The organism is Tsuneonella suprasediminis (assembly GCF_003605755.1).
Lineage (GTDB): Bacteria > Pseudomonadota > Alphaproteobacteria > Sphingomonadales > Sphingomonadaceae > Tsuneonella > Tsuneonella suprasediminis.
Genome location: NZ_RAHJ01000021.1, coordinates 48,662 through 64,953, shown reverse-complemented (window position 1 = coordinate 64,953; position 16,292 = coordinate 48,662). Strand labels below are relative to the sequence as shown.

General features: G+C 62.1%; 13 protein-coding genes. 9 read left to right on the top strand and 4 right to left on the bottom strand.

The annotated features are described in order from the left end of the window. Positions 1 to 34: 34 nt before the first annotated feature. The 3 genes from pdxA to D6858_RS13265 form a co-directional block, all read right to left on the bottom strand. Positions 35 to 1,060, bottom strand: coding sequence for a 4-hydroxythreonine-4-phosphate dehydrogenase PdxA (pdxA, locus tag D6858_RS13275; RefSeq protein WP_205664946.1), 1,026 nt, complete (start codon positions 1,058 to 1,060; stop codon positions 35 to 37). Between the two features lie 5 nt (positions 1,061 to 1,065). After that, the gene (locus tag D6858_RS13270; protein ID WP_420823837.1) at positions 1,066 to 2,427 is read right to left on the bottom strand and encodes a peptidylprolyl isomerase; all 1,362 of its coding nucleotides are present in this window, start codon (positions 2,425 to 2,427) and stop codon (positions 1,066 to 1,068) included. A 158-nt stretch (positions 2,428 to 2,585) separates the two neighbouring features. Next, entirely contained in the window at positions 2,586 to 4,886 is a 2,301-nt protein-coding gene (locus D6858_RS13265) for an LPS-assembly protein LptD (protein ID WP_120111465.1), read from the bottom strand. 104 nt (positions 4,887 to 4,990) lie between these two features. Here D6858_RS13265 and D6858_RS13260 point away from each other — a divergent pair, with 104 nt between their 5' ends. The 7 genes from D6858_RS13260 (at position 4,991) to D6858_RS13230 (ending at position 12,567) form a co-directional block, all read left to right on the top strand. After that, positions 4,991 to 6,445 carry a leucyl aminopeptidase gene (locus D6858_RS13260; protein ID WP_120111463.1) on the top strand — a complete coding sequence of 485 codons (1,455 nt, stop codon included), beginning with the start codon at positions 4,991 to 4,993 and terminating at the stop codon, positions 6,443 to 6,445. Further along, positions 6,445 to 6,882: a DNA polymerase III subunit chi gene (locus tag D6858_RS13255; protein WP_120111460.1), complete on the top strand. Its 438-nt coding sequence runs from the start codon at positions 6,445 to 6,447 to the stop codon at positions 6,880 to 6,882. The genes D6858_RS13260 and D6858_RS13255 overlap by 1 nt, the downstream gene beginning before the upstream one ends. 85 nt (positions 6,883 to 6,967) lie before the next feature. After that, positions 6,968 to 7,390, top strand: a complete 423-nt coding sequence (gene ndk, locus D6858_RS13250; RefSeq protein WP_120111457.1) for a nucleoside-diphosphate kinase — start codon at positions 6,968 to 6,970, stop codon at positions 7,388 to 7,390. Between the two features lie 75 nt (positions 7,391 to 7,465). Beyond that, a complete protein-coding gene (locus D6858_RS13245) occupies positions 7,466 to 7,873 on the top strand; it encodes a nuclear transport factor 2 family protein (RefSeq protein WP_120111454.1) in 408 nt (135 codons plus the stop codon). 465 nt (positions 7,874 to 8,338) lie between these two features. Further along, positions 8,339 to 10,495 (top strand): TonB-dependent siderophore receptor, encoded by a 2,157-nt coding sequence (locus D6858_RS13240; RefSeq protein ID WP_120111450.1) that lies wholly within the window; start codon positions 8,339 to 8,341, stop codon positions 10,493 to 10,495. A gap of 24 nt (positions 10,496 to 10,519) precedes the next feature. After that, entirely contained in the window at positions 10,520 to 11,071 is a 552-nt protein-coding gene (locus tag D6858_RS13235) for a hypothetical protein (protein WP_120111447.1), read from the top strand. After that, entirely contained in the window at positions 11,068 to 12,567 is a 1,500-nt protein-coding gene (locus tag D6858_RS13230) for a PepSY-associated TM helix domain-containing protein (RefSeq protein ID WP_120111445.1), read from the top strand. The genes D6858_RS13235 and D6858_RS13230 overlap by 4 nt, the downstream gene beginning before the upstream one ends. A 36-nt stretch (positions 12,568 to 12,603) precedes the next feature. On the opposite strand, the gene D6858_RS13225 is transcribed toward D6858_RS13230, so the two are convergent. Beyond that, entirely contained in the window at positions 12,604 to 13,773 is a 1,170-nt protein-coding gene (locus D6858_RS13225; RefSeq protein WP_120111442.1) for a PQQ-dependent sugar dehydrogenase, read from the bottom strand. Here D6858_RS13225 and D6858_RS13220 point away from each other — a divergent pair. Next, on the top strand, positions 13,766 to 14,395 hold the full coding sequence (locus tag D6858_RS13220) for a ribonuclease HII (protein ID WP_120111439.1): 630 nt from the start codon (positions 13,766 to 13,768) through the stop codon (positions 14,393 to 14,395). The genes D6858_RS13225 and D6858_RS13220 overlap by 8 nt on opposite strands. A 185-nt stretch (positions 14,396 to 14,580) precedes the next feature. After that, the gene (locus D6858_RS13215) at positions 14,581 to 15,720 is read left to right on the top strand and encodes a site-specific DNA-methyltransferase (protein WP_120111437.1); all 1,140 of its coding nucleotides are present in this window, start codon (positions 14,581 to 14,583) and stop codon (positions 15,718 to 15,720) included. Positions 15,721 to 16,292: the final 572 nt, after the last annotated feature.

The window sequence follows — 16,292 nt, the reverse complement described above, 5'->3', positions numbered from 1 at the left end:
ACGGTTGGGTGCCGTTGTGCGCCTGAGGCATGTATTATGAGGCGAACTTCGCTTCTACTTTATAACTTGCCCGTCGCGTGGCGCATTCGCCTGCCATGCGGATCGCGGCAATGGTGGCGCCGGGATCGGCCTTGCCGGTGCCCGCGATGGCGAATGCGGTGCCGTGATCGGGGCTGGTGCGGATAATCGGCAGGCCGAGCGTCACATTGACCCCGGCATCGAAATCCAGCGCCTTGATCGGGATCAGTGCCTGATCGTGATACATACACAGCGCCACGTCATAATCACCGCGCGCATGTGGAGCGAACAGCGCGTCGGCAGGATGCGGGCCAGTCACAGCGAACCCTTCCGCCACCAGCGCGGCAATCGCGGGGGCGATGACTGCGCTGTCTTCATGGCCCATGCGCCCGTGTTCCCCGGCATGTGGGTTGAGCGCGGCAATCGCGATGCGCGGGCTGGCAAGGCCGAAATCGCGTTGCAAGGCGGCAGCAGCGATCCGGGTGCGGCGCCGGATCAGATCGGCGGTGATCAGCGCGGGCACTTGCGACAGTGCGACGTGCACGGTAAGCGGGATAGTCCGCAACTGGGGGCCCGCCAGCATCATCACCGCGTCACCCGCGGCAACACCGCTCGCGGCAGCGACGAATTCGGTCTGCCCCGGATAATCGAAGCCGACTTCGGCCAGCAGAGCCTTGGCAATCGGGCCGGTCACGATGGCCGCTGCGGCCCCCGAAACGGTCAGTTCGGCGGCTGTGCGGAGAGAGGCAAGGGCCAGTCGCGCGCCGTCCCTGTCGGGATTGCCGGGGTTCCACGCTGCATCGATCTCTCCCAGCACGGGCAGGGCATGGGGAAATACGTCTGCCGCCTGCGCCGGGCTGTCGATCCGCTCTACCGGAATATCCAGCCCGCGCGCTTTGGCGGCGCTGGCCAGCAGACTGGCACCCCCGACAGCGAAGAACGGCGGTAGCACAGCGGCGTCGCGTTGCTCCCAGCTTGCGGCGATCAGTTCAGGGCCAATGCCAGCCGGATCCCCCAGCGACAGGGCGAGGGGGGCGGGCATCGCGATCAGTTGTAAACGATGTAAGCGTCGTTACGCAGGTCGCGCAGGTAACGCTGAGCACGCTTGTCGATGCGTTCGTTTTCGAGCTGGCTCATCACCTGATCGAACGACGGTGCATCGCCGGTCTGCGGATCGTCACGCCCGCACAGCATTAGCACACGCACGCCTTCTTCCACCGAACCAAACGGCGGAGTGGACTGCCCGATTTGCAGGTTCAGCATGATCTGTTGCAATTGTTCCGGCAAGGCGCGCACACGGATGTTGTCGTTGCTGACGATATCGGCACCGATTTTGGCGGCACTGGCTTCGGCATCGCCGCAACCCTTGATCGCCTGAACCTGCTGCGTGAAAGTTTCCAGCCGCTTGGTCGCGTCGGCCTTGCTGGTCCCCTTGGGGAAATTGAGCGAAATCTGCTTGAGGCTGAGCGTCGCGTCGCGCGGGTCGGCCGAAAGGATCGCCTTCTTGTCGATCAGGTAAAGGATCGAATATCCGCCAGAGTTGGCAATCGGACCGATCACCTGCCCCGGTTGCATTTCGCGCGCCGCAGCCGCCAGTTCGGCGGGCAGGGTTTCGAGACGGACAAAGCCAAGGTCGCCACCCACTGCGGCGGTCGATGCCTCCGAAAACTGGCGCGCATAGGCGACGAAGCTGCCGCCCGAACGCAGTTGCTCGATGATTTTACGCATGTTCGCTTCGACTTGCGCCTGCGTTGTCGGAGTGGCTGCCATGTAAATTTCGCCGAGGCGATACTCTTCCGTCCCGCGCGAAGCATTCAGGCGCGCGAGCATTTCGTTCACTTCTTCGCTCGACACGTTGACGAACGGCGACACATTGCGACGCAGCAGTTGCTGCCACGCCATTTCGCCCAGGATCTGGCGTTTCAGCGAAGCGGGAGAGGAACCGATCGATTCCAGATGTGCGTCCAGCGCTGCGGGCGATTGCCCAAAATTCTGTTGTGCGACGCGTTTGTACGTTTCATCGACCTGAGCGGCGCTGACTTCGATTTCCTGCGCCTTGGCCGCCTGAATTTCCAGCGTTTCGTCGATCAGGTTCCGCAGGACCTGCGCCCGCAGGCGCTGCATTTCTTCCTCGGAAATCTTGCCCTTGTTCGCCGCGACTACGAGAGCGACACGCTGGTCCACGTCTGTGCCTGTGATAACCTGTCCATTGACCACGGCGGTTGGCTTGCGTTCGTTCGGGTTGCTGTTCCCCAGCAGCGATATGTTTGCCGGCAGATCGAGCCCGCTCGTATCGTTGTTCGCTTCGTCCATCGCCTGTGCCTGCTGTGCAGTCGCGGTGATGGGGGCGGCGATCAGGCCGAACGCGGCGATGCCGCAAATCAGTTTGGAAACAGTCTTTTCGATCACGCGTAAAGTCCGATTGCAGCGCCGGTTTTCGGCTACTTCGTAATAATGAGCCAGTGCGGCCAGACGGCTTAACCCAAGCTGAGTGCAGCCGGATAGCGGTTTTGCCCCGTGCTGCCAACGCCCGCCGTGCAACCAATCCCCGCAACCGGCAAAAGTAATCAGCGGAATCCCAGATTACGTAGCGCGAAATATATCTGGAAAGTATTGCCGCGCCGGGCATCGCCGGTATCGACATAGTCGCGCCGCCAGGTCAGCCCGAGTTCGAGGCATTCGTCTTCGTAAGCGACGCCTAGCCGGGTGCGAACCGGGTCGAATCCGCTGGACGTCAGTGTCGGGTCCTCCTCCCGATCGGTCAGGTTGAACACACCCGAACCGAATACCGACCAATATCGGGCGAATGCGATACGCGTCGCCGCGCGCAGTTCTTCGCGGTCGCGCAAATCCTCTATCGTGCTGGAAATATTGCGGTTCAGGCGTAGATAGCCGATTTCCGCATATGTCTTGCTCGAACCGATCGTCGCATCCAGTTCGTTGCGTCGAACGCCCAGATTGTCTTTATCCAGCCGGAAACGGTGGGTCAGCTTGAGGAAATCTTTATAGCGCACTTCCGTGCGACCCACGAAATCGGACACCTGTTCGGCAAGGCCGGTGCCGTCGGGCAGAATCGAACGCTGATCCGACAGGCGATAGGATTGCCCCACTGTGCTGCGGATGCGCCAGTCGGGAAACTGTAAATCGTAATCGACGCCGTAAGTAACACGCGCCCCGTCTTCCACCCGATCGTATCCGGGAAAGCGGTTGAGTGCGAACAGGTTGGAATCTTCCAGATCCACCGCGCGGGCATCTTCGTTCGGCACGGCCAGATTGCGGATCGGCGGGCTGGCGACGAATTGCACACGGGGCGTAATCACTTGCGTGCCACCGAACGCCCGACCGACGAACGGCCACTGGATATCGAGCGCAGCCAGCGCGACCCCGCGCGTTTCCCAGCCGGGATTGCCGCGGTATATCGCCGTGTCGGTCAGTCCATTGTCCGACGAATGATAGACGTCGCCGCGTACCAGACCGGTCAGCGTGACGAGCTGGCCCATTCCGGTCACCCGGCGCAGATCCCACCGGGCGCCGGCAAATGCGCGCTGGGTATCCTGCCCGGTGTCGCGCATCAGGGCCAGCGAGTTGGCCTGAAATTCGATCTTGCCGCCCAGAACGGGGTCGTCGATCCGCTTGCGCCAGTCGATCAGCGGCAAGGCAACAGGGACTTGCCCCTGATCGGCATTCAGCTGCAGCGTTTGCGTGGCATAACCGGCCAGCTGGAAATAACTGGTATCGCCCACCCGCTCCAGCTTGATGAGCGAACGCAGGCGATCATCGTAACTGATGTCGTAGCGGCGCAGGAATGTGCGGTCGCTGGCCCGGCGGATCGAGTAATCGAGGCTCCAGTTAGGGTCGAACTGGAACCGGCCATTGGTGAACAGATATCCGCGCACGTCACGCTCTGTCGAGCCGGTTGTCACATCGGTGCTGCGGCGGCTGGTCGTGAGGTAGCCGGTAATCTGATAGGCGCCGATATCGGTCAGATGGCGCCATTGGCCCGAAATCATCGGCGGTGCATCGGTGAACAGATGCCCGGTCAGTTCCAGATCCTTGTTATCGTCCACCCGGAAATAGTATTTGCCGCTGACCTGAACCCCGTTGTTTTCCGAAAACTGGATTTCGGGGATCAGGAAACCGGACACCGCGCTGCCATCGGTGCGGACACTGAGGCCCGGCATAGGCAGCAGACGCATCCCGAACAGTTCGAGGTATGCCCCCTTGAACCGGACATTGCTGGTCTTCGGATCGTAGAGAACTTTTTCCGAAGTGATCCGCCAGCTGGGTTTTTTCGGGCAGCCATCTGTGGTTTCGACAGGGCATCCGCTATAGGCGGCCTTGTCCAGCTCGACCGTGCCATCGGCCATTCGTTCGCCGCGAACCGCCGCCAGACGGCCCCCTTCGCGCAGTGCGAGCAGGACATCTTCCATCGATCCGGCTTCGAATGTGTCGGTCAGTTCGAGCTTGTCGGTGTAAAGCTGGTTTCCGTTTTCATCGACCAGACGGACATTGCCGTTGGCCACGATCAGCCCGCTCTTGCGGTTCCATGTCACCGTGTCGGCGCGGACCGATCGCTGTTCGCTGCGGAGCACGACATTGCCGGTGGCGGTCGCGTTTTCGCCGTTGGAATCGTATGCGACCTCGTCCGCTTCGAATTGCACCACCCGCTCCACTCCTGTCAGCGGAGCATTGGTGGGCGGGGGCGTAGTTTTTGCCGCCGATTCGAGGGCTTCGGCTGTTTCCCCTGTCGCATCCTGCGCGCTGGCCGGTGCAGCCAGCAAAGCGAAAACAAGCGCGGATGCGCCGGCAAATCGGTAGGGCAAGCGAGGCGCCGCAGCTTGCACAAATGCTGTCGGAATGGGGGGCATCCCTTGCCTATCGCATCGTCGCGGCCTAATCGCAATCGCCATCAGCGTGCCAGCCGGGCTTTCCCGGTTCTGGCCCCAAATAACGATTACTTTCCGGAGCTTTCATGCAGATCGAATTCGCCCCCTCGCTTCCTGACGATGCACGGCTCGTCGCTCGTATCATCGATCAGGGTGATGACCTCGCCAGCCTCGAACCGATGATCGCACAGGGCGCATCGGTCGCCCGGTTCAAAGGAAGTGCGGGGCAGATATTCGAAGTGTTCGCCGACAGAAAGGGCCATGTCGTGCGGGTCGCGCTTGCCGGCGCGGGTAAGGCCGACGATGCCGAACGTCTTGCAAATTGTGAGAAGGCAGGGGCCGCTCTGGCCGCCAAATATCTGCGTTCGGGCGCTGAATCGATTGCTATCGAACTGACCGATCTGACAGCGGAAGAGGCGGCGTCGGTGCTGTTGGGATTCCGCCTGCGTTCCTGGCGCTACGATATCTATCGCACCAAGCTGAAAGACGATCAGAAGGCGACACTCGATTCCGTCGTCGTCGTTGGCGTGGCTGATGGTGCGAAGGAAGCGTGGGAAGAGGCTGCTGCGGTGGCGAAGGGCGTGGAACTGGCGCGCGAACTGGTCACAGAGCCCGCCAATATCCTCTACCCGGAAAGCTACGTCGCGCGGTGCACCGAACGCTTTGCCGATACCGGTGCGGAACTGATCGTACTCGACGAAGCGACGATGAAGAACCTTGGCATGGGCGCTCTGCTCGGCGTCGGGCAGGGCTCGATCCGCGAATCGCGGGTGCTTGCCATCAAATGGATGGGCGGCAACCCCGACGATGCACCTATCGCATTTGTCGGCAAAGGGGTGACGTTCGATACCGGCGGTATATCGCTCAAGCCCGGACCGGGCATGGAAGATATGAAGTGGGACATGGGCGGATCGGCCGCAGTGGTTGGTGCGATGATGACGCTGGTCACACGCAAGGCACCGGTCAACGTCGTCGGCGTTATCGGGCTGGTCGAAAACATGCCCGATGGCAACGCGCAGCGTCCGGGCGATGTCGTCACGACGATGTCGGGACAGACGGTGGAAGTGCTCAACACCGATGCCGAAGGGCGGCTGGTGCTGGCCGATGCGCTGACGTGGACGCAGAAACAGTTCAAGCCCGCCAAAATCGTCGATCTGGCCACGCTGACCGGGGCGATGATGATTGCGCTGGGCACCGAACACGGCGGCTGCTTCTCCAACTCCGACGAACTGGCCGACGATCTGATCGGTGCGGGCAAGGCGACCGGCGACAAGCTGTGGCGCTTCCCGCTGGCACCGGCATACGACAAGCTGCTGGACAGCCCGATTGCCGATATGAAAAACATCGGCCCGCGGTTCGCCGGTTCGATCACCGCCGCGCAGTTCCTGCAACGCTATATTGAAAACGACACCCCTTGGGCGCATCTCGACATTGCGGGCATGGTCTGGTCCGAAAAGCCGGGGCATAGCTGGGACAAGGGCGCAACCGGCTTCGGCGTGCGTCTGCTCGACCGGTTTGTGAAAGCCACTGCAGAGAGCTGATGCAACTCGATTTCTGGCAGCTTTCGCGCGACCCTGTCGAACACGTCGTGGCACTGATCGCCGCGCGCACACGGCAGGCGGGCGAACGGCTGCTGGTGATCGACAGCGACGCCGATCGCCGCGTCGGTTTGAGCCGGGCGATGTGGGAAGGCGATCCGCAGGCCTTCCTCGCCAATGGGGAAGCCAGCGCCCCACACGCCGCGCGCCAGCCTATTCTGCTCTCCGCCGACTGTGCTGCGCCCAACGACGCACGCTATTGCGTGATCGCCGATGGCGAATGGCGGGCGGAGGCAGAGGGGTTTGCGCGCGTGTTTCTGTTGTTTGGCGATGCGGACATTCAGGCCGCGCGCGCGACGTGGCGGCAGTTTGATGGTCGCGACGACGTAACGCGCAGCTATTACGCGCAGGAAAACGGGAAATGGGCGAAGAAAGCGTGACACTTGCGCCGCGTGCAACCCGGCGCTAGGGGCGCGCGCAACAATCCCACTTCCACTCTAAAAATGTTCGCAAGGAACCCAGACAATGGCGGTTACCCGTACCTTTTCGATTATTAAGCCCGATGCCACCCGCCGCAACCTGACCGGCGCGGTCACCAAAATGCTGGAAGAAGCCGGCCTGCGCGTCGTCGCGTCCAAGCGCATCCAGATGAGCAAGGAACAGGCCGAAGGATTCTACGCCGTTCACAAGGAACGCCCTTTCTTCGGTGAACTGGTCGATTTCATGATTAGCGGCCCGGTCGTGGTGCAGGTGCTCGAAGGCGAAGATGCCGTGAAGCGCAATCGCGACGTGATGGGCGCGACCAACCCCGCCGACGCCGCCGAAGGCACGATCCGCAAGGCGTTTGCCGAAAGCATCGAAGCCAATTCGGTCCACGGTTCGGACAGCGACGAGAACGCGAAAATCGAAATCGCATTCTTCTTCGACGAGTCTGAAATCGTTGGCTGATTTTTAACAGGTTGGTTCGATCCAATTTAACCTGTGACAATATCAATTCCCCTGAAAGGGGGCTAGAACGGGGGAATGCGCCGCTTGCGCCTTCTCCCGTTTTTCGAGCGAAAGCCCTCGAAAGTCGCGCTGACGCGTGCGTTTGTCGATGCGCTCAACGCACGCGACTTCGCTGCGGTGGAGCGTATGCTCACGCCCACGATGACCTATCGTGACACAGCCAATTATCCGATCGGCCCGCGTGACCGCTATCTGGAAGCGCTGCGGCGGATATTTGAAATTGTACCGGACATGAAAATCGTGTTCGATTCCGTCACGCCCAAGGGCAGTGACGTCCTCTGCCGCGGACGGATCGTATCCGACGATCCTGCCGAGTGCGTGGAAGGGCTTTGGAAGGTGACGTTTCACGGCGATCAGCTTTGCGAGATACACTCCTATCGCGAAGGTAATGCCCGCCCGCTTCGCCGGGTGCTGGAGCACTAGGCGGCCACGCGAAGAGGGCGCGTCCGGCTGAGTTTCGGTTTCTGATTACGGGCCTTGCAATGACGAAGGTGGCGGGTGGTGGGGCGCACGGGCCGCTCCGGTGCCTGCCTCCCTGTTCGTCATTGAACGGAGTGAAGCAATCCCTGGACTGACGGTTCTGTCCATCGCGGCGGTTGTGGCCGGGCGAGGGCGGGCCATGGGTTGCCACGTCGCCTGCGGCTCCTCGCAATGACGAAGGTGGTGGTTGAGCGGGGTTGTGCTTTCGCCGCGCTGCGACAGTCCGGGGGCGAGTGTGCCAGGCAACACGGCCGCTTCATTCCTCTCCCACTGATACTGACGCGCATCACCATTCATGGAAATATAACATTGCCCCAAAACATTCTTGTAAATGCGACTTATTCTCATTAGCGAGCGATTCGCATCAACATACTTCTCTCCATAACGCCGATACGAAAGATATTATCGATGGCCGCTATTGCCCCGCTCCTTCTCACTGCTGCTGCAGCGAACGTTGTGTCCCCGTCAGCCGGAATGCCTTTGGTGGCTGCCGCTGCGGCGGCCGACGCTGGCGAGGATCAGGCGCGTGATCCGACGATTGTCGTGACGGGCAAGCGCACCGAAGGGAGCGACGATTACGGTGTAAAGGAACAACGCACCGCTACACGCCTGCCGTTGAGCCAGAAAGAAACGCCTCAATCGGTCAGCGTGATCCCGCGCGCAGTGATCGAAGATTTTCAGCTCAACGATGTGAATCAGCTGCTGGCGGCGGTGCCCGGGATCAGCGTGCTCACGGCCGAAACCGACCGCGTGTATTTCTCCGCGCGGGGATATGACATTCAGACGTTCCAGCTCGATGGCGTGGGTATGCCGTTTGCTTTCGGCATCCAGACGGGTTCGCTCGACACGGCGATTTACGACCGGATCGAAGTGGTGCGCGGCGCGCCGGGTCTGCTCTCGCCTACGGGTAATCCATCGGCACTCGTGAACTTTGTCCGCAAGCGGCCCTATCGCGACATGCAGGCCACCGTTTCCGCGCAATATGGATCGTACAACCACCTCCGCCTCGATGGAGACGTGAGCGTTCCGCTGACATCGGATGGTGCCGTGCGGGCCCGTGCGGTGGGGGCATACCTTAATGCCGACAGCTATCTCGACCGGTACGAACTCGACCGGTGGACCGGATATGGCATTGTCGAAGCCGATCTGGGGCCGGACACGGTGGTGAGTGCAGGCTACGCCCACCAGAATCACCAGAGCCGGGGCGCGCAATGGGGGGCGGTGCCGCTTTACTATACCGATGGTACGCGGATCGATTTCGGCCGTTCGGATAATACCGGCCCCGAATGGGCGGGATGGGGCGTGACCGAGCGCCAGATCTTCGGAGATATGACGCATCATTTCAGCCCCGACTGGAGCGCCACGCTGACAGTGCTGCGTCGTGCCAACGATGAAAACGACAAGCTGTTTTATGTCTATGGCAACCCTGATCGGGCGACGGGGGATGGCATCTTCAGCTATCCCGGCGCGTTTCAGGGGGCCACGCGAAATCTGACCATCGACGCACATGTCGAAGGAAAGCTGTCAGTCGGAGGCCGCACCCACGATGTGATGTTCGGCGTTGTCCGCAGTGCGGAACGCTACATCCAGAATTCGTCGTACGACAATAGCGCAATTGGTGTGCCGGTGTCGCTTGACGATCTGTTCGCAGGCACCTTTCCCGAACCGGATTTCCCGGCCTTTACGGAAAGCCTGAATATCACGCGCAAGCAGGAGACGGCGTATGGCCTGATCCGGCTTAACCCCGCCGATCCGTTCAAGATCATGCTGGGCGGCAATTACACCCGCGCGCGCAGCGATGGCACGTCTTACGGCGACATCCAGAATTATGACCGCAAGAAATTCCTGCCGTTTGTCGGGGTGACGTTCGATGTCACGCCCAATGTGACGATGTACGCCAGCTATGCATCGATCTTCAATCCGCAGACCCAGTTCGACGCGGACAATCGCCTGCTCGACCCGATCGAGGGGGATAATATCGAAGCGGGCGTGAAGGGGGAATTGTTCAACGGGCAACTGCTGGCGACAGCGGCAATCTTCCGGGCGCGGCAGAACAATACAGCTCAGTCGGCTGGCTTCGACACAACGCTGGGCCGGACGATTTACGTAGGCGTGGATTCGCATTCGGAAGGGGTGGAACTCGAACTGGCCGGCTCCCCCGCCGATGGGCTGCAAGTGATCGCTGGTTTCACAACGATGCGTATTCGTGACGAGAATGGCGATCCCGCGCGGACATTCGTGCCGCGCACGACGGCCAAGCTCAACGCGACATACTCGCCGCCATCCCTGAAGGCGTTCACCATTGGCGCTTCGGTGCAGTACAACAGCGATTTCTATGTCGTTACCGGCGCGCTTTCGCCGGTGAGTGGTGATCCCATCGTGCTGAGGCAAGGGGACTATGCCGTGGTCGATCTGTTGGCGAGTTACGACATCACGCCGAACGTGTCGCTCAGCGCCAATCTGCGGAACGTGACCAATGCGAAGTATCTCTCGTCGCTCACTTTCGACCAGAGTTTCTATGCCGCCCCGCGGACTGTGCTGGGCACCCTGACTGTCAAATACTGATAATCCGACACTGAAGGGGCATTCATGACTGAGGCAATTATCACTGGCTGGATACTGGCGGGCCTGTCGGTCGTACTGATCCGTATGGGTTGGGGCGCTCGACGGTCCGTTGCCGGGGCGGGCTGGGCGCTTGCTGTTGTCTCTCTGGTGCTGCTGGCGCGGCAGGCGGGGGCATGGGGAATGGCGACGGGTTTCACCGTCGGGATGATCGTGGCGCTGCTGATCGTTCTCTATGCCGCCTGGCGTTCCCCCGCGAAGCTGCGCCGGGTCGGCAGGCAAGTGGATGCCGCCGTGGTATTACCCGGTTCCGCCCATCTGGGGCGTCGCTTCGCGGTGTTTGTGCTGGTGGTGCCGGTGGCCTTCGCCGCTGCCCAATGGCTGGCATTTGCGATTCAGGCATATGTGCGGGGCGGGGCACCGCTCGATGCCAACAGCTTTGCACTGATGCTGATACTGCAACCTGTGATCTGGACTATATTGATGACCTGGCAGATGACCCTTTCCAACCCGGTTCGGATGATTGGCCCACCCTTGATTGCTGCCGTTCTGGGCGCGCTGGCATGGGGGCTGTCATGAGCCAGACGCGCACCGAACAGCCCGGACTGGTGAAGCGGGCGCTGGCCGGGCACGGCTCGATTGCCCTGCTGGCCTGCGCGCTGATCTATATCATCGCGATAAGCGGCACGATCGTGGTGGTAGCGGAGCGCTGGCAGCGGTGGGAACAGCCCAATGTTGCCGAATACGACGCTATCGCTCCGTCGGCGGTACAAAACGCGATGGTGGCGACGCTGGCGCTGGAAAAGGGCAAGGCCCCCACCGAACACCTCTATGTCCGTATGCCGAGCGAAGATCTGCCGCGCGCGGTTGTGACGACCGACAATGCCGCGTGGTATGTCGATCAGGCGGGCAAGCCGGTCGCGCGGGAAGCGCATAGCTGGACCGAATTTCTCCTCGCGCTGCATATCAATCTGACGCTGCCGGTGCTCTGGGGCATGTTGCTGGTGGGCGTCATCGGGGTGGCGCTGGCGGCGATCACGCTGACTGGCGTGCTGGCCTTGCCCAAGATATTCAAGGACGCGTTCCGTCTGCGGTCGCGCCACGATCCGCAGATTGCGCGGGCGGACTGGCACAACAGGCTGGGTGCGTGGTCATTGCCGTTCGCACTGGTCATCGCATTGACCGGGGCGTTTATCGGGCTGAGCTTTGCCGGGGCGGCCTTGCTCGCGCAGACCGACGCGAATGGCGATATGGAGGCGGTGTACGGAACGATATTCGGCGGAGAGCCAGAGGCCGATCCGGCCCCGGCCCCGCTGGCGAATGTCGCCCGTGCGCTGGCCACCGTGCAATCGCGTTTCCCCGATGTCGAGCCGATCTATGCGATTGTCGAACATCCGGGCACACGCAGCCAGCTGGTGATGATCCTGGCCGAACATCCGCGTCGATTGATCTATGGCGAGTCATACAGGTTCAACGGCGCAGGCGACTATCTGGGCAAAGTGGGCCTGTCGGATGGCGAACTCGGCAAGCAGGCCGCGGCATCGACTTACAACCTCCATTTCGGGAATTATGCGGGGCTGCCGGTCGAACTGGCCTATATCGCGATGGGGCTGGCGATGTGCGTCATTACCTCCACCGGCACGACCTTGTGGCTGCTGAAACGGCGGCGGAAGGGGATCGACACCTCGCGGCTTTCGGCGGGGTGGAGCGTGGTGATCTGGGGCACTCCGCTGGCGATAGTGCTGGCGGTGTGGGTGCGCTGGCTGTTCGGGCCTGAGGCTCTGCTGGCGGCGATCTTCTGGCTGGCGTTGCTGGCGGGCATCGCGGTGGCCGCGTTACGGCCCACACTGATCGGGGATCGCTGGCTGAAAATCGCTCTGGCGGGAAGTCTCGCGGTTACGGCGGTGGCGCACGTGGTCCTGTTCCGCCCGGCGCAACCGGCTGTGCTGGCGCTGGATATCATTCTGCTGGCGATGGCTGCCGCTGTCGGGTTGCTGGCCATGCGCGTGCGATCGGGCGCTGGAGCCAAAGCCAGCACCGCGTCGCTCGAACCGTTACGCGAACAAGCTTCTTAGGGTGGTGGTCGGGATGAGTGGCCCGATCACCGCCACCTATCGCGGGCGCAGTTCCAGCAGGCGGCCACCCGCCTTGTCCTCCAGCAGCCAGATCGCGCCGTCCGGTCCCTGCACGACTTCGCGGATACGCTTGTCAAAGGGGTAGCGGGCGACTTCTTTCGCGGTATCGCCTTCGGTCTGGACTACTACCAGCCCGGCGGGCTTCATCGCCGCGATCACGGCGGCCCCTTTCCACTGTGGGAACAGGTCTCCGGAATAGAAGATGAAATCGCCGGGCGCGATCACCGGGTTCCAGCTTATCGCCGGGGCAGCGAATTCGGGGCGGGTGTCGTGGCGTGGGATCGGTGTCCCGTTGTAATGGTCTCCGTTCGATACCACCGGCCAGCCATAGTTCTTGCCCGCGACCACCCGGTTGAGCTCGTCCCCACCTGCCGGGCCGTGTTCCAGATCCCACAACTGCCCGCTGGCATCGAATTGCAGGCCCAGAATATTGCGATGGCCTAAAGACCATATCTCTGGCCGGGCGACGTTGTCTTCCGCTAACGGATTGACCGCCGCCGGTGTCCCGTCGAGGTTGAGGTGGACGATCTTGCCCAGATCGCTCTGCGGGTCTTGCGCCGGTTCGCCTTTCTGCCGTTCGCCGCTGGCGACGAACATCGTCTGGCCATTGGGGGCAATCGCGATGCGGTGCGAATAATGTCCGCGCCCGGTGACTTTCGGTTTCTGTTCCCAAATCACCTTCAACCCGTCGATGCGGCAGCTTTCCGGTTTGTCGCAAACCAGCGTTCCTTTGCCGAGCGCCGCGCCACGGGTATCGCCGGGGCCTGCCTTTGCCCATGTCAGGTAGATTGTCCGCTGGCCAACGGTGGCGGCACTTTCGCCGGGAAGGAACGCGACATCGCCCAGACCGCCCTGACCGCCATAATCGACTGTGGGCAGGCCGCTGACAGTGCCGCGTTTGCCAGTGGAGACATCGACGAATTGCATCGTCCCCGGTTTTTCGGTCACGAACAGAACGCTGGTGCCCGGCGCAAAGGCGGCGGCCCACGGTTCGTTGAAGCTGCCATGCGCGGTCACCGCAAACGGGCGTTCGGCGGCATCGCTGGCGGCAGTGGCCGCGCTGTCCCCCACGGTCTGCGCGCCGCAACTTGCGAGCGGCAGAGCGGCAGTGAATAGGAAGGCGGCAAGGAATTTGGTCATGGTCATACTATCAGGAACTCCTCATCCCGGATTCGGGTCCGCATCGCTGATCGCCGGGGTGGACGAGGCCGGTCGCGGACCATTGGCCGGCCCAGTGGTAGCAGCGGCCGTCGTCCTGTGCGAGCCATGTCCCGAAGGGATCGGAGATTCCAAGAAACTGAGCGCGAAGGCTCGCGCGCGGCTCGATCCGGTGGTGCGCGAACGCTGTGCATGGGGGGTGGGTATCGTCTCCCCGGAAGAGATCGACCGGATCAATATCTTCGCGGCAACGATGCTGGCGATGACGCTCGCCACTGCGCGACTGGCGGAGGCGCTGGGGCGCGATCCGGGCGAAGTGCTGATCGATGGCAACAAGACCCCGGCAGGGCGGCAGGCCGAATGGCGCTGGCCCGCACGCGCGATTGTGGGGGGCGACGGGCTGGAACCGGCCATTGGTGCGGCCAGCATTGTTGCGAAGGAATGGCGCGACCGGCTGATGCTGGATGCCGCCCGGCAATATCCGCATTATGGCTGGGAACGAAACAAGGGGTACGGCACCAAAGATCACATCGCGGCGCTGCGCGAATACGGCCCGTGCCCGCTGCATCGCCGCAGCTTCGCCCCGGTCGCGCAAATGATGCTGATTTGAGTCTTCGCCGCCACACCCCACGATGTCGAGTCTGCAGATTCTACTGTGACTCAATATCTTGTGGCGGGCACCTTATGTTCCGCCTCAACTGATTCCAGCCGATTCGCGGCCCCGCAAACCTTTCGCTTGACGTGGAGTCGCGAAGGACTCACCCTGTGGATAACTCTGACAGGGGAATGATTACGATGGGGGTCATCGAGACCACGAAAGTCCGCGCGCGGCGCGTTGCGGAAGTTGCCAAAAATGACGTGCGCGAGCTGCCGCTGGGGCAGATCCTCGCGGGCGATTGCGTGGAAGCGATGCGGCGTCTGCCCACCGCCAGCGTCGATCTGGTATTTGCCGATCCGCCGTACAATCTCCAGCTCGGCGGCGATCTGAACAGGCCCGATGGCAGCCAGGTCGATGCCGTGACCGATGACTGGGACCGGTTCGACAGTTTCAAGACCTATGACGATTTCACCCGCGCCTGGCTGACCGAGGCGAAGCGCGTGCTGAAACCCGATGGCGCGCTGTGGGTGATCGGCAGTTATCACAATATCTACCGCGTCGGCGCGATCCTGCAGGATCTGGGGTTCTGGATCCTCAACGATATCGTCTGGCGCAAAACCAACCCGATGCCCAATTTCAAGGGCACCCGGTTCACCAACGCGCACGAAACCCTGCTGTGGGCCAGCATGGGGGAGAAGGCGAAGTACCACTTCAACTATCGCGCCATGAAGACGCTGAACGACGAGCTTCAGATGCGCAGCGACTGGGTGCTGCCAATTTGCAGCGGCAACGAACGGCTCAAACACGATGGGCACAAAGCGCACCCGACGCAGAAACCGGAATCGCTGCTCTACCGCGTGCTGCTGTCCACGACGGAAAAAGGCGATGTCGTGCTCGATCCGTTCTTCGGCACCGGCACCACCGGCGCTGTGGCCAAGCGGCTGGGCCGCCAATGGATCGGCTGCGAACGCGAGAGTTTCTATCGCGGCGTTGCCCGCGAACGTATCGCCAAAGAACTGCCGCTGGATGAAAGCGCGCTGGCGACGATGCAAAGCCGCAAGTCCGCGCCCAAGGTTGCGTTCGGCGCATTGGTGGAAGCCGGGCTGATCCCGCCTGGAACGGCGGTGTTCGACAAGAAACGCCGCTGGACCGCGACGGTGCGCGCCGATGGCTCGCTGGTATTCGAAAAACAGGTCGGGTCGATCCACGGCCTCGGCAAAGACCTGCAAGGTGCACCAAGCTGCAACGGCTGGACATTCTGGCACATGGAACAAAGCGGTGAAGTGAAACCGATCGACGCCGCGCGGCAGCTTTACCTGCTGAGCGTGGAAGACTGAGGCTGAGGGGGAGAGGTTGATCCGTTCCCCCGCGCGTCTTTCGCTCCGTCCGATTATCACACTCGTCACCCCGGCCTTCGAGCCGGGGGGCAGCATCTGCCAGTGTCGCGCAGGAAGAATAGCGGGGCCCCGGATCAGGTCCGGGGCGACCTTGTGGGGTGGTCAGGCTTCTCCGCAAGCTATGGCGCGACGGTGGTGCCCATCACGGCGGTTGTAAGAGGGGCGAGGTACGGTCCTTGGATTGCCACGTCGCCTTCGGCTCCTCGCAATGACGAGGGGCGGGGATGGATCGGGTGAGGCTACGTTCTTGCCCGCCCCCTCTCGCCGCCGCACCGGTTCCGTCACCCCGGCCTTTGAGCCGGGGTCCAGCTTCTGCCAGTGCCGCGCAGGAAGAATAGCGGGGCCCCGGATCAGGTCCGGGGCGACCTTGTGGGGTGGTCAGGCTTCTCCGCAAGCTATGGCGCGATGGTGCTGCCCATCACGGCGGTCGTGAGAGGGGCGAGGTGCGGTCGATGGACTGCCACGTCGCCTGCGGCTTCTCGCGATGACGGATGGCGAGGTGGGGCGAGGCT

Excerpts from the sequence above, each read along its gene's own strand:
- D6858_RS13260 (WP_120111463.1), top strand. The coding sequence starts at position 4,991 with ATGCAGATCGAATTCGCCCCCTCGCTTCCTGACGATGCACGGCTCGTC.
- ndk (WP_120111457.1), top strand. The coding sequence starts at position 6,968 with ATGGCGGTTACCCGTACCTTTTCGATTATTAAGCCCGATGCCACCCGC.
- D6858_RS13225 (WP_120111442.1), bottom strand. The coding sequence starts at position 13,773 with ATGACCATGACCAAATTCCTTGCCGCCTTCCTATTCACTGCCGCTCTG.
- pdxA (WP_205664946.1), bottom strand. The coding sequence starts at position 1,060 with ATGCCCGCCCCCCTCGCCCTGTCGCTGGGGGATCCGGCTGGCATTGGC.
- D6858_RS13235 (WP_120111447.1), top strand. The coding sequence starts at position 10,520 with ATGACTGAGGCAATTATCACTGGCTGGATACTGGCGGGCCTGTCGGTC.
- D6858_RS13245 (WP_120111454.1), top strand. The coding sequence starts at position 7,466 with ATGCGCCGCTTGCGCCTTCTCCCGTTTTTCGAGCGAAAGCCCTCGAAA.
- D6858_RS13215 (WP_120111437.1), top strand. The coding sequence starts at position 14,581 with ATGGGGGTCATCGAGACCACGAAAGTCCGCGCGCGGCGCGTTGCGGAA.
- D6858_RS13255 (WP_120111460.1), top strand. The coding sequence starts at position 6,445 with ATGCAACTCGATTTCTGGCAGCTTTCGCGCGACCCTGTCGAACACGTC.
- D6858_RS13240 (WP_120111450.1), top strand. The coding sequence starts at position 8,339 with ATGGCCGCTATTGCCCCGCTCCTTCTCACTGCTGCTGCAGCGAACGTT.
- D6858_RS13220 (WP_120111439.1), top strand. The coding sequence starts at position 13,766 with ATGGTCATACTATCAGGAACTCCTCATCCCGGATTCGGGTCCGCATCG.
- D6858_RS13230 (WP_120111445.1), top strand. The coding sequence starts at position 11,068 with ATGAGCCAGACGCGCACCGAACAGCCCGGACTGGTGAAGCGGGCGCTG.
- D6858_RS13265 (WP_120111465.1), bottom strand. The coding sequence starts at position 4,886 with ATGCCCCCCATTCCGACAGCATTTGTGCAAGCTGCGGCGCCTCGCTTG.